This window comes from Vibrio sp. 1-2 (7-a), from assembly GCF_013048515.1.
In the GTDB taxonomy this organism is placed as follows: domain Bacteria; phylum Pseudomonadota; class Gammaproteobacteria; order Enterobacterales; family Vibrionaceae; genus Vibrio; species Vibrio diabolicus.
The window spans coordinates 700,732-722,468 of sequence record NZ_VHSQ01000001.1 but is presented as its reverse complement, the minus strand read 5'-3'; the positions used below and the strand labels follow the sequence as shown (position 1 = coordinate 722,468).

The window sequence follows — 21,737 nt, the reverse complement described above, 5'->3', positions numbered from 1 at the left end:
CCAATTAAATAATTAAACTACTGAATATATTTCTATATTATTTGTAGTTGATTGAAAAAGTAGCGTCCAGATCAGCATGACCTGCTGTCATTTCAGAGCCTGCTTTAGTTGCAACGTATTGTGCGTTTATATCAACTGCACCAGTACCTGCAGTCACTGTGTATTCTTTACTTTCTTTACCGAACGCAATTGTATCACCAGCATCATCAGTCAGACGGATTGCCACACCTTTTGCACCATCAGCTTTATCTGTAATTGCGTAGTCGCCAGCAGAGTCAACAGACTCACCAACCACAGAAGTAACACGTACTGTCACAGCTTTGATAGACTCCGGACAGTCTGTAAGCTCTAGGTGTAGAGGTACTGACTGAGATAGGTCACCTGTTGCAGCAAAATCTGTTTTAATGAAAGTACCTAAGTCTAGGCTTTCTTCAAATGGGTTGTCTTGCGTGTTCACTTTACAAGCCGTATCCGTGATAAAGCCAGTAAAGTGCACTGAACCACCAACTGGAGCTACTGGCTCAGCCGCGAAAGCAGAAGTTGAAAGAGTAAGAGCGATTGCACTAGCAGTTAATAGAGTTTTCATTGTTTTTCCTCTTAAGGTGAAACTTTAAAAATGACTTAAATTAATCAAACAAGTTGGCAACTATAGTCATTGTCTTCTTCTCGTTATATTCGAGATTACAACCAATAGTTCTGTATAAGTTGCTTCCAAGTGGGACGAAGTTTCACATTAAAATTGAAAGAAAATATTATCACTTTTAAATTATTCACAAAAAGGTGATAAGTTCCTCTCAAAACAAACAATTTATGTTTCACAAAAGAGACAAAAAAAATAACCTTACGTGTTTTTTGCAAAGCAATGACAAATACACAAGTAACTCAAGGTGACTGACATTAGCCCAATAAAATCATAACCTTACAACCAAAAAACATGGAGTAAGCTTAGAAATTCATTTTAATAAACAGCTATGTCTGTATGGGTAAGCACTTCATAAATACATCTCTTTCCTAGATGGATCCAGAAATCGACAGTCCTTCTTAAGCATAACCCAATGCAATGTTGACGCATTGCATTGGGTTTCCAACGAAGCTTTTATCTTCGGAAGGCTCACCACTGCTGACTCAATAATTCAAAATGAAGAACTGGTTTCAGGAAAAGCCTTCATTCATTGGGTGGGGAGGAAAGCGTTTGAACCTATCCTGCTACTCGTTCTCTAAAATCATATACTCGATTGGTTACACACATAAAAAAGCGCCGCAATTGCGACGCTTTCATGAATAACAGTGAATTTGATTTTATGCGTAGTTTTTCTCAAACTCTTGCATAAAATCGATTAACGCTTGTACACCTTCTAGCGGCATGGCGTTATAAATGGAAGCTCGCATACCACCAACGGCTCGGTGCCCTTTTAGTGATTTCAGCCCTTTGGCATCTGCTAGTTCAAGGAACGTCGCATCCAGTTCAGGTTTCGCAAGTTGGAATGGCACATTCATCAAAGAACGGTTTGCTGAGTGCACGCCATTACGGTAGAAATCAGACTGATCGATGTAATCATACAGTAGTGCGGCTTTAGCGCGGTTCACTTGCTCGATCGCTTTTACCCCACCCTGCGCCTTTAACCATTTGAAAACGAGACCAGACAGGTACCATGCAAAGGTTGGTGGCGTGTTGAACATTGATTCTTTCTCAGCCAGAACAGTGTAATCCAAGATACTTGGCAGTACCTGCTTCGCCATACCTAACAAGTCGTCGCGCACGATAGCGATAGCAATGCCTGAAGGACCAATGTTTTTCTGAGCGCCCGCATAAATCACACCGTATCTCGATACATCAATCTCACGAGAAAGAATCGTCGAAGACATGTCAGCAACGATTGGTTTGTCGGTGACAGGAAGATCGTTAATCTCGATACCGTCAATGGTTTCATTTGGACAGAAATGCACGTAAGCCGCTTCTGGAGCAATTTTCCATTCGTTTGCAGGTAGAACGGCTACTTTTCCGTTGATTTCTGTTTTTGCATCAAATACGTCTGGCTCGCAGTATTTCTTCGCTTCAGCTACCGCACTTTCAGCCCAATAACCGCCGTCGATGTAAGTTGCCGTCTCGGCATCACCAAGTAAGTTTAGAGGAACAGCAGCAAACTGAGCACGAGCACCACCTTGGCAGAACAGCACTTTATAGTTGTCCGGAATATTCAGAAGATCACGTAAATCTTGCTCGGCTTCTTCTGCAACTTTGATGAACTCTTTGCTTCGGTGGCTGATTTCCATGACCGAAGTACCAAGACCTTGCCAATCAATTAGTTCCTGTTGTGCTTGCTGCATAACTGCTTTAGGCAGACCTGCTGGCCCTGCACTGAAGTTAAATACGTTGTCCGTATTTTGTTCCATGATGCTCATTGCTCCTGCTATGTAAATATTACGAAATTAATATCACGTTTTCGCAGCGATAAAAACAAGAAAAGAGGTCTTACGACCTCTTTTTAAAGACTAAGCGTTAAATTGGATTAATTCCGCAACAATACTTGGCTACTGTTGTTGCATCAAGGCAGGCATAAGTAGCGCCACCAATGGGAACTCATGTCCATTTTCGAACTTCAATTTGCCTTCACCGATTTCTGCTTTGAGTTGATAACCGCCCTCAACTTTCTCGATGAGCTCCATGATGAGAAGCTCATCGATTCCTTCTTGAATAAATGGGTAGTGCGTCACTAATTCGTCAGAGAAGTAAGTGCTGAGCTCACCAGTAGTCGCCGTCATCAACTTCATTGGGTCTTGAGTAATGTGGTCAGTACCTTCAGGAATGGACAATTGCCACTCGTTATGAAACTTACCGTCACCAAATGCAAGTGAAAGCTCATTCACGGATAAATCAAAACCTTTGCTAAACAGCGTGTCAACATGCGGCAATAAGCTCGCAATTTCCTGCTCGTCTAACATTGGAGAGCTTTGATAGATAGACATAATTTGGTCAAATGACTGGCTATCCACATCTGCAATTGAGAAATCCAACTTAAAGTTATCGACATCCGTACCATCAGTTAAACGCAGTTTCTTAGCATCTAGGTTCAGCTGACTGTTCAGCTTATCACCAGACTCATTCATCGTAGTGTTGCCGCGGTAACTTGCATTCTCAATCAAAAAGACAGGCGTTAAGTTCGAATCAACCACATCCAGCTTCTCTAGAGAAAAAGATTGCTCACCCAGCCAATAGCCTTTTGCTTGCTTACCTTTACCCTGACCTGTCAATGCATTCAGATGAAGCTCTTCACCGTTTTCAAAATCCACTTGAACAGAAGGAACAGAAACTTGGTAATTGAGATCACCCAATACCGTCACATCCCCTGTCACTTTTGCAGGGCTTGTAGAAACAGAAACACCTTGCGCTTCGTTACGATAATGCCAACTGTCTAGGTCAAGGGTGAATGCCGTATTGCCATTTAGTTGAGTCTGACTATGCATCGTGAGAGGCAAAAAGTCATTGTCCACCAATTTTGAATCTGCTGTTAGGCTTGTTAGACCGTGGCTTACATCACTGGTTACGTCAAACGTCGTTGGCATACCATCACGCTCTAGCTGCGTTTTAAGCTCAGTATCAACAACTGAATAACGAGTCAGCACGACTGAAGACAAATAGCCACGCTGATACTCAACCACCTCGCCTTTAATCATTTCATCATTCATATTGGTAATACCATCTTCAATGATGGACTGACCAATTTGTCCGACAGCCAATGGCCAACACAGCGCTAATGAGATAGCACCACCAATGGCGCCGATTTTTTTAAGATTTTGCATAACGTCACTTATTAGGTATTTTCGGTCAGTCTACCCCAAACCACCTGCGGAGAAAACATTGAGACAAATCAGACTATTGATGCTTATTCTAGTCCATTAATCAGGAATCATACTTGGCTCCCACTCATCATGTCCTTTTATTGTTAAAGTTTGCGTGGCGAAGTTTTAACCGGAGCTAAAACATCTGTGAATCGTTATGCTGTGTTGTGTCTCGACAACAACCCAATCAGTGCTGAACAGTTTCGATTGGAGCTGTCTGCCTTCTCAAGTAAGTTTGATATTTTTTCTGTCGAATCGATAGAAGAGGCTCAAAGCGCTTTAGAGTATCTAGAGGAAAGAGAGCAGACTGTTGCTTTAGTTATAGCGAGCCATCACGCTCATTTTAATGGCGTGGATTTTCTTATTGGTTTAGACCGGATGCCGCATACCGAGCAAGCAAGAAAAATTCTCATTAGCTGCTCGTCTGATATAGAGGCAATTCTCACTGCTGTTAATGAAGGCAGGCTCGACCACTGCCTCACAAAACCTTTGCCAGATCACGTCTTATTTAACACAGTGCAAAAAGAGCTGACCCAATTTATCTTGCGAAACGGTAAAGAAGACCTGCTAAGTTACAGTCAGATATTGGATCATCACAGCTTGTTGCGAGCGCACATCAATAATCAGATGAGCCATTATCAAGCGGGCTTTTTACACGACTACCACTCGATGTCTGATGCTGAGTTAGCCGAGCAAGTGATCTCCGCTCTCCAACAGTTTTTTAAAGACAATGACGAAACAAGAGCCTGCCGCACCTATTCAACTGAACACTTATTAACCGTAGAAGGCGAGCCAAATAGCTTCTTATGGTTTATCACCGATGGTGAAGTGGCTCTGTACAAGCGCGATGAACAAGGCATGCAGCGAGAGGTTGTACGCCATAACAAAGGTAATATTGTCGGAGGCATGTCGTTTGTTACTGGAGAATGTTCTTTCTCGACAGCCCTAACGCTGACAAAGACAGAGGTCATCAAACTCGATCGCAACGTATTCAATAAAGTGATGCAAAGCGACTCAAACTTGCTGCCTCTTTTTACAAACTTGCTCTTACGCCACTTCAACCGCCGATTACAAAGAAGCATCAATACCAAGTTGCAACTTCAAAAAACGCTCGAATCGCTGGAGTCTGCCCACCAGCAACTCATTGAAAGAGAAAAAATGGCGATGCTCGGCCAGTTGGTTGCGGGCGTAGCGCATGAACTAAATAATCCGATAGCAGCGATATTGAGGGGCGTAGAGAATTTAACGCATACGCTAGAAAGATTACTTAACGAAGTACCCAGTTCCGATATACAAACCAAAGGCATTGAGTTGTTGAGCAAAGCTCAAACCGTAAAACCCGCTTCAACCGCTGAGCTCAGATCACGCGTTAAAGCACTTAATCATGCCCTTCCAGACCGAACATTGGCAAAGAAAGTGGTGAACCTTGGGCTAGAGTCAGATCACGAGTTACTCACTCAACTAACGAAAAAACAGCAAGTATCTTCTCATGTTCTCGATACTCTTGAGCAATACCACAAAGCAGGTTCTACTCTTCGCTCAATTAACGTCTGTGCTGCGCGAATTGCAGATATGGTGAAAAGCCTTAAAGGTTACGCACGCTCAGATGATGAGACCCTGCAATATGCTGATATTCATGAAGGTATTGAAGACACCTTGGTGATCTTCGAAAACAAACTAAAAATGCATCAGGTTTCCACTGATTATGCGGATTTACCTCCTATCCTTTGTCAACCAATCGCACTCCAACAGGTATGGACGAATTTGGTCTCTAACGCCATTGATGCATTTCCGGAAAAAGGCGTTTTAAAAATACAAACACGTCTTGCAGAAAAAGATCATACACATTACGCCGTTATCTCATTTGAAGATAATGGGTGTGGCATTCCTGAATCGCAAAGAGATGCCATTTTCGAGCTCAACTTCACGACGAAAAAAGAAGGCAACTTTGGTTTAGGCATTGGGCTGTCCATCTGCCAGCAAATCGTGACCGCACATAAGGGATGGATTGACGTCGAATCAGAGCTCGACAAGTTCACACGAATGACAGTCTGGTTACCAGTCATCGAAAAAGGAGATGAAATATGACCAAGTATTTAATTTTATGTGTCGATGACGAACGAGAAGTCTTGGATAGCGTGCTCCAGGATCTCGCTCCCTTTGAGGAACATTTTATTGTCGAGGGAGCGGAATCAGTCACTGAAGCAAGGCAAGTGATCGAGGAGATGGCGGAAGAGGAAGTTCAGCTTGCGCTCATTTTATGCGACCACATTATGCCGGAGCAAACTGGGATTAGCTTCTTAATCGAACTCAGTCAAAATGGTGACACAAAAGCGGCCCGCAAAGTCTTACTTACAGGACAAGCCGGCTTAGAAGACACCGTTGAGGCCGTCAATAACGCAAGTCTGGACTATTACATAGCCAAACCATGGAGAGGTGAAGAGTTGAGAAAAGCAATCGTGTCTCAGCTTACTGCTTTTATGATTGCAAACGATGATAACTTATTATCTTGGACTCAAGTCCTTGATTCTGAGGCGATCCTCAATGCCATGGCTGAACGCAGAGCAAGCTTCGGCGAGTAATATGCGTGGCTCTAGCTTGAATGTCACCAAAGCCAGCTGATCCACGTTATTTCGCGCAATAGCGCGAGTATGGAAAAGCATCACTATTTATCCGATTGATGCTCTTAGACGTTATGTATATGGCGTAGTTTTTGCTTAAACCAACTAACTATTAAGTTAATTGACAAAACATCGACACATTTTTGTTGGTCGTGGACCTTCCTTTTTATTATGATGTCGGACAAATCAGATTACGGTTCAAGTGGTTGCTTGAATCCATGGAAATAATGAACAAGGTTTATCGTTAGTTATGCGTAAAACACTATTAGCCGCAGCCTTACTAGTGGCATCAAGCCATGCCCTAGCCGCAAACGACCGCAATGCGCCAGCAACTATGAGCAACTTTAGCTACGACTATTTCGAAGCACGTATTGGCGCAAGTCCTGTGACATTTGGTGCTGGATTCAGCAAATCAATTCACCCTAACGCACATGTTATTGCTCGTATCGACTCTGAGTTTGAAAGTGATTTTGACTCAGCCGCTGGTTTTGGCTTTCATTCGCCACTAAACAACTGGGCTGACCTTACAGGTGAAATGCTAATGCGCGTTGTACAACCTTCAAGCGATAGCAGCACTGACGTAGGTATGGAACTGAACTTAGGTGTTCGTCAATGGTTAGGTCCTCAATTAGAAGTAGGCGGCAAAGTCGGCTACGTATCTATTGATAACGATGACGACTGGACCGGTGCAGCATACGCTCGTTTCCACTCAACTGAGCTTTTCTCTCTAGGTGCTGAAGCGCGTATCAACGACTTTTATGGTGATCAGGTAATGTTCACCACGCGTTTTAAGTTTTAAGATTTGTGCTTTAAGAAAAGAGCAAATTAAAAAACAAAAACCGAGGCCCATGCCTCGGTTTTTTGTCTAATCTAATGACTAACTCAATGAAGTGGTCAAAAACTTCAATGTCCTTTTTCCGCTTTCAACACTTGCCTTTACGACCCGCTAACTCCATCAAAACGAGTCAATCATCGTGCGTTTAGCTTGCTTACTCACACAGCGCCAATAACTGCTTTTTACGCGGCTCTTGAATCAGTTTCCAATGAACACCGTCAGTTGCACCAGCGAATTTCCAAAGCAACTTAACATCAACGTCATTGCCATAAGCCACTTTAACTTTGTTGAAGACTTTTACAGGTCCAAGTTCTAAAAAGGTTTCTACGTCATCAACACCTGCTTTCTTGACCATTCGCTCAAGAGTTAACTGCATATTTGGCAGATCTCTCAAACGTCTACTGGCAGAAGACTTTTGATATTTTCGTTCCTTAATTGAGTATTCAATTGATTTTTGTACCAGTTCGTCGAGCCCTGCGTATCCGGATTCAAATAAATCTGTTACGTCATAATAATTTACGGTTGCCGTCGTCTGTTTTTTGACGTGCTTATATTTTTCGCAATTCAGTTGAGTAAACACTTCGTCCAATCCATTACCACCACGTAAGTAGCAGCAATCATTGCTAACAAGCGCAAACATAGCGTCATCGGTGAATAAACCGATACCACCGAACATAGAACGTTTTTGATACTCACTAAAGTTGCGTACATATTTAAAAAAAGCTTGGTCTGTCATGTCCATTGACCTCTTTAATCTGAATAAATTACCCCGATTAGCGATGTCACCAGATAAACAGCAGCTTATAGCGAATTATAAATGTCGATTTGTTGGCGATATTTTTGTGAGTTGTGCTCACCAACTTGCTTAATCATACTTAACGTTGAAAAATAAGTTAGGACATAGGTCACATATAAAAAAGTATATATTCAGCATACGTGATTAGTTTCACACTTATTATTCATGTGGTGATATTTTTTTGACGCACGGCATGCCCAAAACACGCCATCATTATGATCTCGCTGGCAATTACGAGCACGTGATACGCATTTAATTGATAAAGAATACGCTGTAAGGGTACACTGTACGAAAGATCTCAAGTACAGCGTCACAATGGAACATTTATCATTTTTTTGGCTGCCAAATAATAAAGATAAGCTTATAAACGCACTGGAATCCGAGTTTGCTCAGCTGGTAGAACAGTCCATCTCAACGGGTAAGATTTCATTACCCCCTATTCCTGATGTCGTGCTTAAAATTCAGCAGTTATGTGTCGAAGAACACACCACTATTTCAGATGTTGCTAACTGTTTGTTAGAAGATCCCGGCTTGGCGGCGGTCGTTCTGCGAGTAGCAAACTCTGTAATTTTCAATCGCAGAAACATTACCTGCAACGACTTAACCACCGCGGTATCTCGCCTTGGTATACTGCGCGTGCGTGATATTGTTACCGCACAAGCGATTGAACAACTTAAACATTCAGTAAATTTAACCAAAGAATGTAATGCTATCTTGGTGAAAAGTGCAGCGGTATCCCGAGAACTCGGTGCCGTCATGGTGATATTAGTTCAAGCGTTTCGTAAACACGAGCCAGGTACTTATGGGCACTTGGAGCAAGAAAAAGCATTGCTGGTTGGTCTGCTAGCCGATATCGGTTTGTTTTGTCTAATTAACGAGTACCACCTGTACTTAGATAGAGGCAATTACCTAGATCCTGAAATTGCGTTGCAAATCTTCCAAACTCGTTGTTCAGCAACAAGCAAACTGGTGCTCGAGCGCTGGGGATTTGACAATGACTTTAGAGAGGTCTCCTCAAACGAGAAGTACGAGCAAACGCGGCCGGAAGTGAGTTATTTAGACATTGCAAGAATCGCGCATCACCTATTGATGTTCCGCAATCATGATGAACGCATTGATGAACACGAAGTTGAATTCAACTTAACAGGTGCAGAGGTCTTGTATGAACTCAGCAATATGAGTGATACTGACTTCAATGACCAAATACGTGCAGTGCTAAGTGCTAGCGGCTTGTAATTTATCGTTTTCTCACATCTAATTCGCGATAAACGATTCGCTCAAGGCTGAGCAGCGTTTGGTATTTGGTAAAATATCTCTCTAATTTCAACCGATAAATAATTTGATTTATGTGTGTTGGTATTATCTCAAAAAAGGAATCATAGAGCTTTATGTTCTCAGGGATGCTATTTATTTTCGCTCCACTTGTTGTGGGGTATCTAATTCCTATATCTCGAGCCTCGTTACTGGAGAAGATCAATCAATCAACGTCCTACCTTATTTACGTCATTTTGTCGTTGATGGGACTTAGCCTAGCAGCGCTCGATAACTTAAGTAGCAACTTACAAAGTATTCTTCTCTATGCGAGTACTTTCTTTTTATGTTTAAGTACCTGTAATCTGTTGGCGCTGCCTATTATCGATAGGATTATTCCTCTCCAGACCAATCAGAATCAAAAGAAGCTGCCGCTATCCTCGATGGCTTTAGAATCAGTAAAGCTGATTGTTGTCGTTGGTGGCGGGCTAGTAGTTGGTCTGCTGTTACCCATCGATTTAAGTTGGGTGGATACAGCGAGCGAATGGATACTCTTCCTGCTCCTATTTTTTATTGGTATTCAGCTTCGCAATAGTGGTCTTACTCTTCGCCAAATTCTATTAAATAAACAAGGTATGGCCATTGCGGCAGTTGTGATCGCAACATGTATGCTTGGTGGCGTTATTGCAGCGATACTTTTGGACCTTCCTATCTATCAAGCCCTCGCGATGGCTTCAGGCTTTGGCTGGTATTCACTCGCAGGAATTTTGATGGGAGACGCTTTTGGCCCCGTGTTTGGGGGGGCATCTTTCCTGATCGAATTGATGAGAGAGCTGGTCGCGCTGGTAGCCATTCCTCTCTTTATTCGTAGCTATCCGTGCACAGCAATTGGTTATGCAGGGGCAACAGCAATGGACTTTACCCTACCTGTTATTCAGACTACAGGTGGTGTGCGTTGTGTCCCAGTTGCCATCGTTAGTGGGTTTATTTTGAGTTTACTGGTACCAGTTATGATGCTTTTCTTTGTATCACTTGCTAGCTAGATCTCAGGTTTTCGCTTTAACATCCATTACAATACGGCAAAAATTCAAATACCCAGTTAACGTCAAAGTGATCAAGATTTTGGCAATAATCCGCTTTCTTTTTATCAATTAGCCCAATGATTTATCACGACTAAAGAGAAAGAAGGGTGAAACATCAACTTATGTGCCTTGCGTTAATAAAGGGATAACAACCAGAAGGAAGAAGAATGAAACGCTTTGTCGTTGCAGCGCTCCTCGCTACAAGCTCAACTTTTACGTTTGCCGCAGATCAACAATGTCTTGCTAGCAAATACGACGGCTATGTTGATGCCTCACTACAGTGGTATCAAGATCTTGTTGATTTGACGGTTACCCAGTATCCAGATCTAAAAGAAGTTAGCCAGTGGTTCTTGGACGGCCGTAAACATCACTTTGAATTAAACCGTGAAGCAGTTCACTATTTTCTAGAGAACGATCCTAGCCGTGTTGCAACAGAACAGCCAATCGAAGCATGGCTAAAATTGGAACAACACGACGTTAAGCAGCTAGCAAGCCGAAGTGATAAGTTAGGTGAAGTCGCAAAACAAACGTTTAGTGACCGTCAATCGACTAACCATCCCAAAAACTACGAACTCCGTTCAGCATTCGCCGACCTGCTTAGCCATCCACAACAAATTGATACCGCGCTTAATAAGTACAATCAGTCAATAGAGAAGATTGAAAAGCAGAAGTGTGATTAATTAATCGTTGGGGATGCTCGAAAACACCGAGTGTTTTAACACATTAAAATCAACGATTTTTTAATGCGAAGATTGTAACCCTCACCTAAAATTTTCATTTCAGCAACATGGGTTTCAACAATTAAAACGGGACTTTGCGCCCGTTTTAGTTTAGATTGTGCCGCTCGCATTACCAAAATAACTACAAAGATTCTTTGCTATGGTTAAGGAACAAAAAACCGCTGACGTTAGCTTTGAGAGCTTGCTAAAGATCTTCACTGTCCCAGAAGGTCCTGACTCAACGTTAACCAAAATTGACGAGAGCCTCTCGCGAAATCTAAATCAATTTCTTCGTGAACACATCGTGGCAGAAGAAAAGCCTTTACGCGAAATCGAAAAAGACTTTTCTTCTGCTCAGATTCCTGAGCAGCCAGAGTTCGTGTCAGATCATACAGAACACTTACTCGACACTTTGGTGTCGCACTCCGTTCACACTTCTTCACCAAGCTTCATTGGTCATATGACATCGGCGCTGCCTTATTTCTTGATGCCACTGTCAAAGATCATGATCGCCTTAAACCAAAACCTGGTAAAGATAGAGACTTCTAAAGCCTTTACCCCGCTTGAACGTCAAGTTTTGGGCATGCTACATCGCTTGATCTATGGTCAGAGCGATACGTTTTACGATCAGTGGATGCATAGCGCAAACCACTCATTGGGCGCATTTTGCTCCGGCGGTACCATTGCCAATATCACTGCACTTTGGGTAGCACGTAACAAGGCGTTAAGAGCCAATGGTTCATTTAAAGGCGTTGAGAAAGAAGGCCTATTTAAAGCCATGAAGCATTATGGCTACGATGGCTTAGCGGTATTGGTGTCTGAGCGTGGTCACTACTCCCTTAAGAAAGCAGCCGATGTACTAGGTTTAGGTCAAGAAGGCTTGGTTGCGGTTAAAACGGATGCCAACAACCGTATTATTGTCGACGACCTTAAAGCGAAAATTGTTGAACTAGAGAAACAAAACATCAAGCCTATTGCTGTTATTGGTGTAGCTGGTACAACAGAGACAGGTAATGTCGACCCGCTACCTGAAATCGCAGAAGTCTGCCAAGCTCACGGTTGTCATTTCCATGTGGATGCCGCATGGGGTGGCGCAACACTTATGTCTAATCACCACCGTCACCTTCTTAACGGTGTGGAAATGGCAGACTCAGTAACCATTGATGCGCACAAGCAACTCTACATCCCGATGGGCGCTGGTATGGTTCTGTTCAAAGATCCTGACGCAATGAAATCCATAGAGCATCACGCTCAATATATCTTGCGTAAAGGCTCAAAAGACCTAGGCAGCCATACATTAGAAGGCTCTCGTTCGGGCATGGCAATGTTAGTCTATGCCGCAATGCACATCATCAGCCGCCCTGGCTATGAGCTGCTGATAGACCAAAGCATTGAAAAAGCTCGCTACTTTGCGGATTTAATCAAGCAGCAAGATGATTTCGAATTGGTTTCTGAACCAGAGCTTTGTCTCCTCACATACCGCTACTTGCCGCCATTCATCCGTGAGGCATTAGCAAAAGCGGAAGGTTCACAAAAAGAACAACTGAATGAACTGATTAATGAATTAACACAGTTTATTCAAAAGCGTCAACGTGAAACGGGCAAATCGTTTGTTTCACGTACAAGACTGAACCCAGACCAATGGCAGCGCATGAACACGATTGTGTTCCGAGTGGTTTTGGCAAATCCGCTGACGACCAAAGAGATTTTGAGTTCGGTGCTTGATGAACAGCGTGAAATCGCCAAGCAAGCACCAAATTTGATGGAAAGAATTCAGCAGGTGGTCACTGATATCCAATCGTCTTAATGACCCGAAAGAGTTACATCAATTTGAAATTTTTTTTCGTTTTGATGTAACTCAAACATCATTCTCGTGCGACTGGCGCAACAAAACATCGATTACACATCCAATTCTGTAGTTTTTACAACATTTTGTTTGAGGCCTGTCAAATTCTCACTAAATAGTATCCGTTATTGGTTTAGACTGATTGAAGATCAGGTTTATACTGATTCTATGGCGCTGGTTGTTTTCGTTAACGCCCCACTCTACTCTGGAATCTTCGTGTTTCCTTTCGTTAACAGAGCCAGCGAGTTGTTCTCTATACCCTCGTGAACACTATGAATACATTAGAAAAAATTCAAAAAAACCTGGAGAATTTCAGTAAGTCAGAGCGCAAAGTTGCGGAAGTAATTATGGCGTCTCCACAAACTGCAATTCATTCAAGCATTGCAACGTTGGCTAAAATGGCTGATGTTAGTGAGCCCACTGTAAACCGCTTCTGTCGTCGTCTGGACACCAAGGGCTTTCCAGATTTTAAGCTTCACTTGGCACAGAGCCTAGCCAATGGTACCCCTTACGTTAACCGTAACGTGGAAGAAGACGATGGCCCAGACGCGTACACCCATAAGATTTTCGAATCGACCATGGCGTGTTTAGATGTCGCGAAAAACAGCCTAGATCCAATGCAAGTGAACCGTGCGGTCGATTTGCTAACGCAAGCGAAGCGCATTTCATTCTTTGGCCTTGGTGCATCATCTTCTGTCGCCCGAGACGCACAAAACAAGTTTATTCGCTTTAACATTCCAATTACTTGTTTTGAAGACATTGTCATGCAGCGCATGAGTTGTATTAACTGCAGTGATAATGATGTTGTGGTTCTTATTTCTCACACAGGTCGAACGAAGAGTCAGGTCGAAATAGCAAACCTTGCTCGTGAAAACGGCGCGACGGTCATTGCGATTACAGCAAAGGACTCACCGCTAGAAAAGGCAAGTTCACTCGCTATTACGCTTGATATTCCTGAAGATACCGACGTTTATATGCCAATGGCGAGTCGAGTTGTACAGATGACGGTGATTGATGTACTGGCAACTGGCTTCACACTCCGCCGTGGTACAGGTTTCCGTGAGAACCTAAAACGCGTAAAAGATGCGTTGAAAGACAGTCGCTATGACAAGCTAAGTCAGTACTAAGTCCTGCTGTTTAGTGAAAGATTTAATAAAGGGGAGCTCGACGCTCCCCCTTTTTTCAATGTGCTTTAGATCAATACATCAACCCAAGTCGTTCACACTCGATAAGTCCGTTCTTGATTCAAGCACTTCTACAGAGCTCACGTGTTGTGTGCTCCCTGCCACACACTCTCCACTGCAATCACAGACTTGCTGCAATATGTATATCAAACGTTCTTGATTAAGGGGGAACGGGTTGCCTTTGATCGCCATCGACTTAAGCGCATCGTTCGCCACTTGTTCAAAAGAAGTTTGGCATACTCCGAATTGGCCAAGTAACGGCAACGCTAACTTATCTAACACCATATTTACCCAAAGAACCCCATCGTGCTCATTCGCGTTCGCACGATCGGTAACCAATTGGGCAAGTTTACGATAACGACTTATCACATCATTCCTGCCAGCGAGCTTCGCGGCGTTAATATTTTCCTGCATCACGTGCGGTGCAAGACGCGCCGTGATCACGCTGTGGGGTGCATCTAACTTACCTCCTAACGCCGACGCAAGCCCATGCGCAGCACCTAATTTGGCATTAGTTATGGCCATACCACCAAGCAACGCAGCGAACGATAAATCCGACCGAGCCTTATGATTATCTTGCTTACAAGCAGCAATCACTGAACGGCTTAAACGACGAAGTCCCTCTTCGCACACCATATCTGTAAGAGGGTTTGGCTCACCACACACATACGCTTCCATCAAATGAGTGAACGCATCCATCGCGCCACGCCCGGATGTGTATTGATCGGTTCCATATGTGAGCGTCGGATCCACAATGGCAACGTCTGCCAACATATCAGGGCTTCGAAGACTCACTTTCACTTTATCTTGTCCAGACTTCAACACCGCATTTCGGGTTACCTCTGAACCCGTGCTTGCTGTCGTAGGAATTGCAATAAAATGAAGAGGTTTTGCCTTTAATGGTACGTTTCTTCCTACCACCTCGACGTAGTCGTAAACATTGCCTTGATTAGGAATAATAGCGGCTAGAGCTTTACCCATATCGATGACACTGCCACCGCCAATAGCAATCACCATATCAGGCTGGAATTTTCTACCGAGTACCGCGGTCTCTTCTACCATTGTGATATAAGGTTCGCCATTGATTGCTACGTGTTGGTAACGCATATTTTGAGCTTTAAGGTAGTTAATGATGGGCGTGGCTCGTTGGGTATCCTTCCCGGTTACCAGCAAAACACTGTAGCCAAATTGGTTGATAACGGATAATGAAGACTGAAGTGCACCTTCACCAAATATAATCCTTGTTGCAGTCATAAACTGAAACATACACATCCTCCCAAAATAATATACCCAAATAACCTCTTGCCCTCTGATTTAACACTTATGTAAGAGTTGAAGTCATTTGCGTATAGCCAGATTAGATTGCTATGTTTTTGAATAAAAAAAATTGACCAATTCCACCTTGCCATCATTAACCCCTTAAAATGTATGTTTTTTATGCGTCACTTCACATACTTTAGAGCCATAGAATAAGGGAGCGCGTTTAGTTTTTATTCGATAGATTTCACCTATAGAACCAAGAGGTAATTGCCGCTTTATTTCCGTATCTGGATCGGGCATAGTTACTGCAACAAAAGAGAGCGCACTCAGCCGCTATGTTTTGTACGCTTTCAAAAAAGAATAGATTTAGGAGAAATAAGATTATGTTCGTTGTTATCTTTGGTCGCCCTGCATGTCCTTTCTGTGTTCGTGCAAAAGAACACGCAGAAACGCTAAAAGCGAAGCGTGACGACTTCAACTACCGTTACGTTGATATCCATGCTGAAGGCATTTCTAAAGCAGATCTTGAGAAAACAGTTGGTAAACCAGTTGAAACTGTTCCTCAAATCTTTATCGACCAAGAGCACATCGGTGGCTGCGACGAGTTCGAAGCATACGCGAAAGAGCACCTAGGTCTATTTGACGAATAATAAAGACAGTTTTTAAGAAAGCCGCTTCATGCGGCTTTTTTATTATTTTTCAGTTGGTTATTACCTTACGTCAACTAATGGTAAAACCTAAAAAAATTCACTTATCTTTTTGCTATATTTAGTTACAATTCGCAATTCTTAATCTTTTTGGCACACACTTTACCGAGCCACACAGTGAACATAGACGTCGTATACCTTCTTGAGCAAAACCCTATCCTTCTAATCTTCGTCGTATTAGCCATTGGCCTTGCCATCGGAAAAATCCGATTTGGCAAATTACAACTAGGCAACTCCATAGGCGTTCTAATTACCTCGTTGGTAATGGGTCACCTTGGCTTCTCATTCAATGCAGAAGCATTAACCATTGGCTTCATGCTGTTTATCTATTGCGTTGGAATTGAAGCTGGACCAAACTTTTTTGGCATATTCTTCAGAGATGGTAAGCATTACTTTATTTTAAGTATGACCGTTCTCGTGTCCGCAGTCAGCTTAACGTATGGCTTGAGCCACTATTTCGGCCTCGATTTTGGCTTGTCAGCCGGTATGATGGCTGGCGCGTTGACAGCAACACCAGTACTGGTTGGTGCACAAGACGCTCTAAACTCCGGCCTTGCTACTATACCGCGCAATATGGATTTTTCTTTGGTATTAGAAAATCTATCTGTAGGTTACGCGATGGCTTATCTGGTGGGCTTAATTAGCATGATCATGTTCGCGAAGCTATTGCCAAAACTACAGAAGCAGAACCTGTCTGATTCTGCGCAGCAAATTGCTCAGGAACGTGGCCTTGGAAATTCAAGCCAAAGAAAAGTGTACTTACCGATTATTCGTGCTTACCGAGTCGGTCCAGAATTGATTGACTGGACAGACGGCAAGAACTTGCGTGAACTAGGCATTTATCGTCAAACTGGCTGTTACATTGAGCGAATCCGCCGTAACGGTATTCTCGCCCATCCAGATGGTGATGCTATTTTGCAAGAAGGTGATGAAATTGCACTGGTTGGCTTCCCTGATAGCCATGCTCGCTTGGATCCTAGCTTCCGCAACGGTAAAGAAGTATTTGATCGTAACTTGCTTGATTTGCGCATCGTTGAAGAAGAAATTGTCGTAAAAAGTGACGCTATCGCAGGCAAGCGCTTATCGGATTTAAACTTGTCTGAGTTTGGCTGTTTCTTAAACCGCGTGGTACGTGCGCAAATAGAAATGCCGATGGACTTAGACATTGTTCTCGCTAAAGGTGACGTCCTTCAGGTGAGCGGCGAGAAAAGCCGAGTACATGGACTCGCGGAAAAAATCGGTTTCATCTCGATCCACAGTCAAATGGCCGATTTACTCGCTTTTTGCAGCTTCTTTATTTTGGGTATTCTGTTTGGCCTCATCACGATGACATTCGGCCAGGTTTCGTTCAGCTTGGGTAACGCGGTAGGTCTTTTGTTATCTGGTATTACACTTGGTTTCTTACGAGCAAATCACCCTACTTTCGGCTATGTCCCGCAGGGGGCGCTGAATATGGTCAAAGATTTGGGTTTGATGTTCTTTATGGTGGGAATAGGTCTAAGTGCAGGCGGAAAGATGTTCGAGCACTTGACTCAAGTTGGTCCAAAAGTGATTGGTTTAGCATTCATTGTTAGTGTTGTGCCTGTGGTACTGGCCTATTTAGTGGGCGCACACATACTCAAGATGAACCGTGCCCTGCTCTTCGGTGCCATTATTGGTGCCCGAACTTGTGCCCCAGCTATGGATGTCGTCAACGACTACGCTAAATCCACCATCCCAGCTCTTGGCTATGCGGGTACCTATGCGATTGCCAATATTCTGATGACGTTGGCAGGTACGATCCTGATAATATTAAGTTAATAACTTTGACTGATGAAAGCAAAAAAGGCGCTCTATGAGCGCCTTTTGTATATCGGTTGTCTAATCAGTCATTCGATTAGATTTGGATAAAATCAGCTTCAACCGCTGGATTTACATCCGCTTCGTAATCTACGCCTTCAACACCGAAACCAAATAGTTTCAAGAACTCTTCTTTGTACTCTACGTAGTCAGTCAGTTCTTTTAGGTTCTCAGTCGTAATTTGAGGCCATAGCTCACGACAGTGCTGCTGAATGTCGTCACGAAGTTCCCAGTCATCCAGACGTAGACGGTTCATCTCATCCACTTCTGCTGCGCTACCATCTTCTTTGTACAGACGTTGGCTGAACATACGGTAGATTTGTTCCATACAGCCTTCGTGTACGCCTTCTTCGCGCATTTTCTTGAATACCATTGCAATGTACAGTGGCATAACAGGAATTGCGGAACTTGCCTGAGTTACAACAGATTTAAGTACAGCAACATTTGCACTGCCGCCTGTCGCTGTTAACTTGTCGTTTAGCGCTTTCGCCGCACGATCTAGGTCCATTTTCGCTTTACCTAGTGCGCCATCCCAGTAGATTGGCCAAGTTAGCTCAGTACCAATGTAGCTGTACGCGACTGTCTTACAGCCTTCAGCAAGAACACCAGCATCAGACAGTGCATTGATCCAAAGTTCCCAGTCTTCACCGCCCATAACGGTTACTGTGTCTTTGATTTCTTCTTCTGTTGCAGGCTCAACACTTGCTTCGATGATCACATCTTTGTTGGTATCAACAGCAGTTGATGTATAAGTTTCACCGATAGGCTTAAGCGCTGAACGAACTAGCTCGCCAGTTTCTGGCATTTTACGTACTGGGGAAGCCAGTGAGTAAACCACCATATCGATCTGACCTAAATCTTCTTTGATCAGTTCGATAGTTTTCTGTTTCGCTTCATTTGAGAAAGCGTCGCCGTTTAGGCTTTTTGCGTACAGGCCTTCTTCACGCGCTAGCTTTTCAAAAGCAGCCGCATTGTAGAAGCCTGCCGTACCTGGTTTCTTCTCAGTGCCTTCTTTTTCGAAGAAAACACCGATAGTTGATGCACCGCCACCAAATGCCGCAGCGATACGAGAAGATAGACCGTAGCCACTTGATGCACCGACAACAAGAACGCGCTTAGGTGCGTTTTTGATTGGGCCTTGCGCTTTAGTGTACGCAATTTGTTCTTTTACGTTAGCTTCACAACCAACAGGGTGCGTTGTAGTACAGATAAATCCACGAATTCTAGGTTTGATGATCATATTCAACTTCCTTTAAAAAACCTTGTTAGGATAAAAGTTTCGTCGGGATTTCGCATCTAATTTCTGTAAAAATGCTCTGAAAAGGCAAGTGGTTGGAGCACTATCCCAACATCCACTCTGCAAGAACACAAAAAAGCACCTCATTGAGGTGCTTTTCTTAGTATTAACGGTTTACTATGCCGCCGGGTTCAAATGCGACTTTTTTGGGCAATCGGTTCGGACTTCAGAAAAGTCATGACTAAAGTGGTCAACTTGAATCGCCTTGTAACGCAATTTGTCTGCCGCCATTATTTGGTCAATTTCTTGCTCAGTTAACACGCCAGCTTCAAATGCTTGCTGCAGACGGTCGTGTAGCAGACCTTTACGAGCCACTTTCCCATCCTTCGCCGCCTTCATAAGCTTACGCTCTAATGGTTTGATTTCGTACATTGCGAGGAAGGCATTCTCCATTAAGCCTACGCTGTCGTCGTCGGATTTTCCGATGTAGCAAAGATGCGTGAGTCGATCGCGTTGTGCTCCTGGCGTCATCATCGCTTCCGCCAGATTCACACACAGTTCATCGCTTGGCTTATTAAAATGATTACCAAGTGGGAATAATAACCCTTTCAGCACACCGCCAACGTATTTCACAGGGAAGTTGGTATAAGCCTCATTTAATGACTTAGATGCGTTATGCAAACAGTGTTGAACAGCGTAATGAACGAAGTCCAGATCGCCTTGTTGACGTCCTTCATCTTCATACTTTTTCAGTGCGGCAGACGCCATATATAGATAGCTTAAGCCATCACCCAGACGTGCGGAAATCATTTCTTTACGCTTCAAATCACCGCCTAGTGTTAACATCGCGAAGTCAGCACTAACGGCAAGCGCTCGGCTTAATCTTGTGATTTCTTTATAGTACTGCTGTGTTGGGCCACTCATGTGCGCTTTTACAAACCGAGAACCAGTTAGCGCCGCGCCAAATGCACCAAATGTATTGCCTACCGCATGTTTGATGTGTTTAAAGAGCAAGTTGTCAAATTCTTTCGCCCCTTGTTCAGAATCTGGATTCGCCGCGGCTTCCATTTCTTTCAGTACATATGGGTGACAACGAGTCGCACCTTGACCAAAAATCATCAGGTTACGAGTCAGAATATTCGCGCCTTCAACAGTGATCGCAACTGGAATACCGAGATAATGTTTAGCAAGATAGTTCATTGGGCCATCTTGAATCGCACGACCTGCATGAATATCAAACGAATCATTTAGAATAGTACGCGCAATTTCCGTCATGTGGTACTTGGCAATCGCGGTTACAATCCCAGGTTTTTCTTTCATATCGAGAGAAGTCGTCGTCAGCGTACGCGTCGCTTCTAGTAGGTAAGTAAGACCACCAATACGCCCCATAGCTTCTGCGACACCCTCAAACTTACCGATCGACATACCAAACTGTTTACGTACGTAAGCATAAGCACCGGTTGTACGTGTAGTAAGGTGGCCAATCGCTGTGCCAAGCGCTGGGAGAGAGATACCACGACCAGCAGAAAGACACTCAACCAGCATACGCCAACCTTTACCTGCGTAATCAGCGCCACCGATCAACCAGTCCATAGGGATGAAGACATCTTCACCACGAGTCGGACCATTCATGAATGCAGAACCCAGAGGATCATGGCGCTCGCCTATCTCGACACCTTCATGATCAGCGGGGATCAGCGCACATGTGATTCCAACCTCTTTCTTATCACCAAGTAGCCCTTCTGGATCCTGTAGCTTAAATGCTAATCCGAGCACTGTCGCCACTGGCGCAAGTGTGATGTAGCGTTTATTCCAGCTAACTCGCACGCCAAGCACTTCTTTGCCTTCGTGAGTGCCATAACAAACTACGCCTTGATCTGGTATACCACCGGCGTCAGATCCCGCTTCGGGCCCTGTTAATGCAAAACAAGGAATGTCGGTACCATCAGCCAAACGAGGCAACCAGTAATCTTTTTGCTCTTGCGTGCCATAGTGCGATAAAAGCTCACCTGGACCAAGAGAGTTCGGTACCATTACCGATACCGCGGTACTGATACTTCGAGTCGCAATACGAGAAACAATGGTTGAGTTCGCTAAAGCGGAAAATTCACGACCACCATACGCTTTTGAAATGATCAGTGAGAAAAATCGCTCTTTACGTAAGTACTCCCATACTTCAGGCGGTAAATCCCTGTCTTCTTTGACAATCTTCTGGTCATCAAGCATTTCTAGCAGGGTTTCAAGCTCATTATCCATAAATGACTGCTCTTCTGCTGTCAGTGTCGGCGTTGGATAATGGTGCAATGTAGTGAAGTTAGGCTTGCCTGAAAATAGTTCGGCATCCCACCACACACTACCCGCTTCCATCGCCTCTTTCTCGGTGCTAGAGAGAGGTGGCAATACTTTTTTGAACACTTTAAAAGCTGGGTCACTAATCCATTTTCTTCGTAGAGAGCTCATAGTTCAGATCCTTTTGTTCACGTAACCGCTCTGGGCATAATTTTATTATTGGTTTAACTT

Annotated in this window: 17 protein-coding genes; 10 read left to right on the top strand and 7 right to left on the bottom strand. The window is 43.7% G+C overall.

Annotated elements, in window-relative coordinates; translation table 11 throughout:
- Positions 1-37: 37 nt before the first annotated feature.
- From FKN08_RS03275 to FKN08_RS03265, 3 genes are all read right to left on the bottom strand, one after another.
- Positions 38-586: a fimbrial protein gene (locus FKN08_RS03275; RefSeq protein WP_170891334.1), complete on the bottom strand. Its 549-nt coding sequence runs from the start codon at positions 584-586 to the stop codon at positions 38-40.
- A gap of 713 nt (positions 587-1,299) precedes the next feature.
- Entirely contained in the window at positions 1,300-2,394 is a 1,095-nt protein-coding gene (gene serC, locus FKN08_RS03270; protein WP_170891333.1) for a 3-phosphoserine/phosphohydroxythreonine transaminase, read from the bottom strand.
- Positions 2,395-2,532: 138 nt separating this feature from the next.
- Positions 2,533-3,801 carry a DUF945 family protein gene (locus FKN08_RS03265; RefSeq protein ID WP_170891332.1) on the bottom strand — a complete coding sequence of 423 codons (1,269 nt, stop codon included), beginning with the start codon at positions 3,799-3,801 and terminating at the stop codon, positions 2,533-2,535.
- Positions 3,802-3,987: 186 nt separating this feature from the next.
- Here FKN08_RS03265 and FKN08_RS03260 point away from each other — a divergent pair, with 186 nt between their 5' ends.
- The 3 genes from FKN08_RS03260 (at position 3,988) to FKN08_RS03250 (ending at position 7,260) form a co-directional block, all read left to right on the top strand.
- A complete protein-coding gene (locus tag FKN08_RS03260) occupies positions 3,988-5,928 on the top strand; it encodes an ATP-binding protein (RefSeq protein WP_170891331.1) in 1,941 nt (646 codons plus the stop codon).
- The gene (locus FKN08_RS03255) at positions 5,925-6,422 is read left to right on the top strand and encodes a response regulator (protein WP_012841921.1); all 498 of its coding nucleotides are present in this window, start codon (positions 5,925-5,927) and stop codon (positions 6,420-6,422) included. Before FKN08_RS03260 ends, FKN08_RS03255 begins: the two co-directional genes overlap by 4 nt.
- 289 nt (positions 6,423-6,711) lie before the next feature.
- Positions 6,712-7,260 carry a hypothetical protein gene (locus tag FKN08_RS03250; protein WP_005393208.1) on the top strand — a complete coding sequence of 183 codons (549 nt, stop codon included), beginning with the start codon at positions 6,712-6,714 and terminating at the stop codon, positions 7,258-7,260.
- A gap of 190 nt (positions 7,261-7,450) precedes the next feature.
- On the opposite strand, the gene FKN08_RS03245 is transcribed toward FKN08_RS03250, so the two are convergent.
- A complete protein-coding gene (locus FKN08_RS03245) occupies positions 7,451-8,038 on the bottom strand; it encodes a TfoX/Sxy family DNA transformation protein (protein ID WP_005393210.1) in 588 nt (195 codons plus the stop codon).
- 369 nt (positions 8,039-8,407) lie between these two features.
- On the opposite strand from FKN08_RS03245, the gene FKN08_RS03240 reads away from it, so the two are divergent.
- From FKN08_RS03240 to FKN08_RS03220, 5 genes are all read left to right on the top strand, one after another.
- Positions 8,408-9,328, top strand: coding sequence for an HDOD domain-containing protein (locus FKN08_RS03240; RefSeq protein ID WP_005393212.1), 921 nt, complete (start codon positions 8,408-8,410; stop codon positions 9,326-9,328).
- Between the two features lie 152 nt (positions 9,329-9,480).
- Positions 9,481-10,386 (top strand): lysine exporter LysO family protein, encoded by a 906-nt coding sequence (locus FKN08_RS03235; RefSeq protein WP_047008634.1) that lies wholly within the window; start codon positions 9,481-9,483, stop codon positions 10,384-10,386.
- A 206-nt stretch (positions 10,387-10,592) separates the two neighbouring features.
- Entirely contained in the window at positions 10,593-11,105 is a 513-nt protein-coding gene (locus FKN08_RS03230; protein ID WP_012841922.1) for a hypothetical protein, read from the top strand.
- Positions 11,106-11,304: 199 nt separating this feature from the next.
- Positions 11,305-12,951, top strand: a complete 1,647-nt coding sequence (panP, locus tag FKN08_RS03225) for a pyridoxal-dependent aspartate 1-decarboxylase PanP (RefSeq protein WP_006742621.1) — start codon at positions 11,305-11,307, stop codon at positions 12,949-12,951.
- Positions 12,952-13,262: 311 nt separating this feature from the next.
- Positions 13,263-14,117 carry a MurR/RpiR family transcriptional regulator gene (locus FKN08_RS03220; RefSeq protein ID WP_005378021.1) on the top strand — a complete coding sequence of 285 codons (855 nt, stop codon included), beginning with the start codon at positions 13,263-13,265 and terminating at the stop codon, positions 14,115-14,117.
- Between the two features lie 78 nt (positions 14,118-14,195).
- Here FKN08_RS03220 and FKN08_RS03215 read toward each other — a convergent pair whose 3' ends face one another.
- Entirely contained in the window at positions 14,196-15,440 is a 1,245-nt protein-coding gene (locus FKN08_RS03215) for an iron-containing alcohol dehydrogenase (protein ID WP_170891330.1), read from the bottom strand.
- 377 nt (positions 15,441-15,817) lie between these two features.
- On the opposite strand from FKN08_RS03215, the gene FKN08_RS03210 reads away from it, so the two are divergent.
- Both FKN08_RS03210 and FKN08_RS03205 read left to right on the top strand, forming a co-directional pair.
- Complete coding sequence (locus tag FKN08_RS03210; RefSeq protein WP_005378026.1) at positions 15,818-16,084, top strand: GrxA family glutaredoxin; 267 nt, start codon at positions 15,818-15,820, stop codon at positions 16,082-16,084.
- A gap of 174 nt (positions 16,085-16,258) precedes the next feature.
- Positions 16,259-17,941, top strand: a complete 1,683-nt coding sequence (locus tag FKN08_RS03205; RefSeq protein WP_006742623.1) for an aspartate:alanine antiporter — start codon at positions 16,259-16,261, stop codon at positions 17,939-17,941.
- 76 nt (positions 17,942-18,017) lie between these two features.
- On the opposite strand, the gene fabV is transcribed toward FKN08_RS03205, so the two are convergent.
- Together fabV and FKN08_RS03195 are read right to left on the bottom strand one after the other, a co-directional pair.
- Complete coding sequence (gene fabV / locus FKN08_RS03200) at positions 18,018-19,220, bottom strand: enoyl-ACP reductase FabV (protein WP_145532240.1); 1,203 nt, start codon at positions 19,218-19,220, stop codon at positions 18,018-18,020.
- A gap of 174 nt (positions 19,221-19,394) precedes the next feature.
- Positions 19,395-21,677: an acyl-CoA dehydrogenase gene (locus tag FKN08_RS03195; protein ID WP_048626250.1), complete on the bottom strand. Its 2,283-nt coding sequence runs from the start codon at positions 21,675-21,677 to the stop codon at positions 19,395-19,397.
- Between the last annotated feature and the right edge of the window lie 60 nt (positions 21,678-21,737).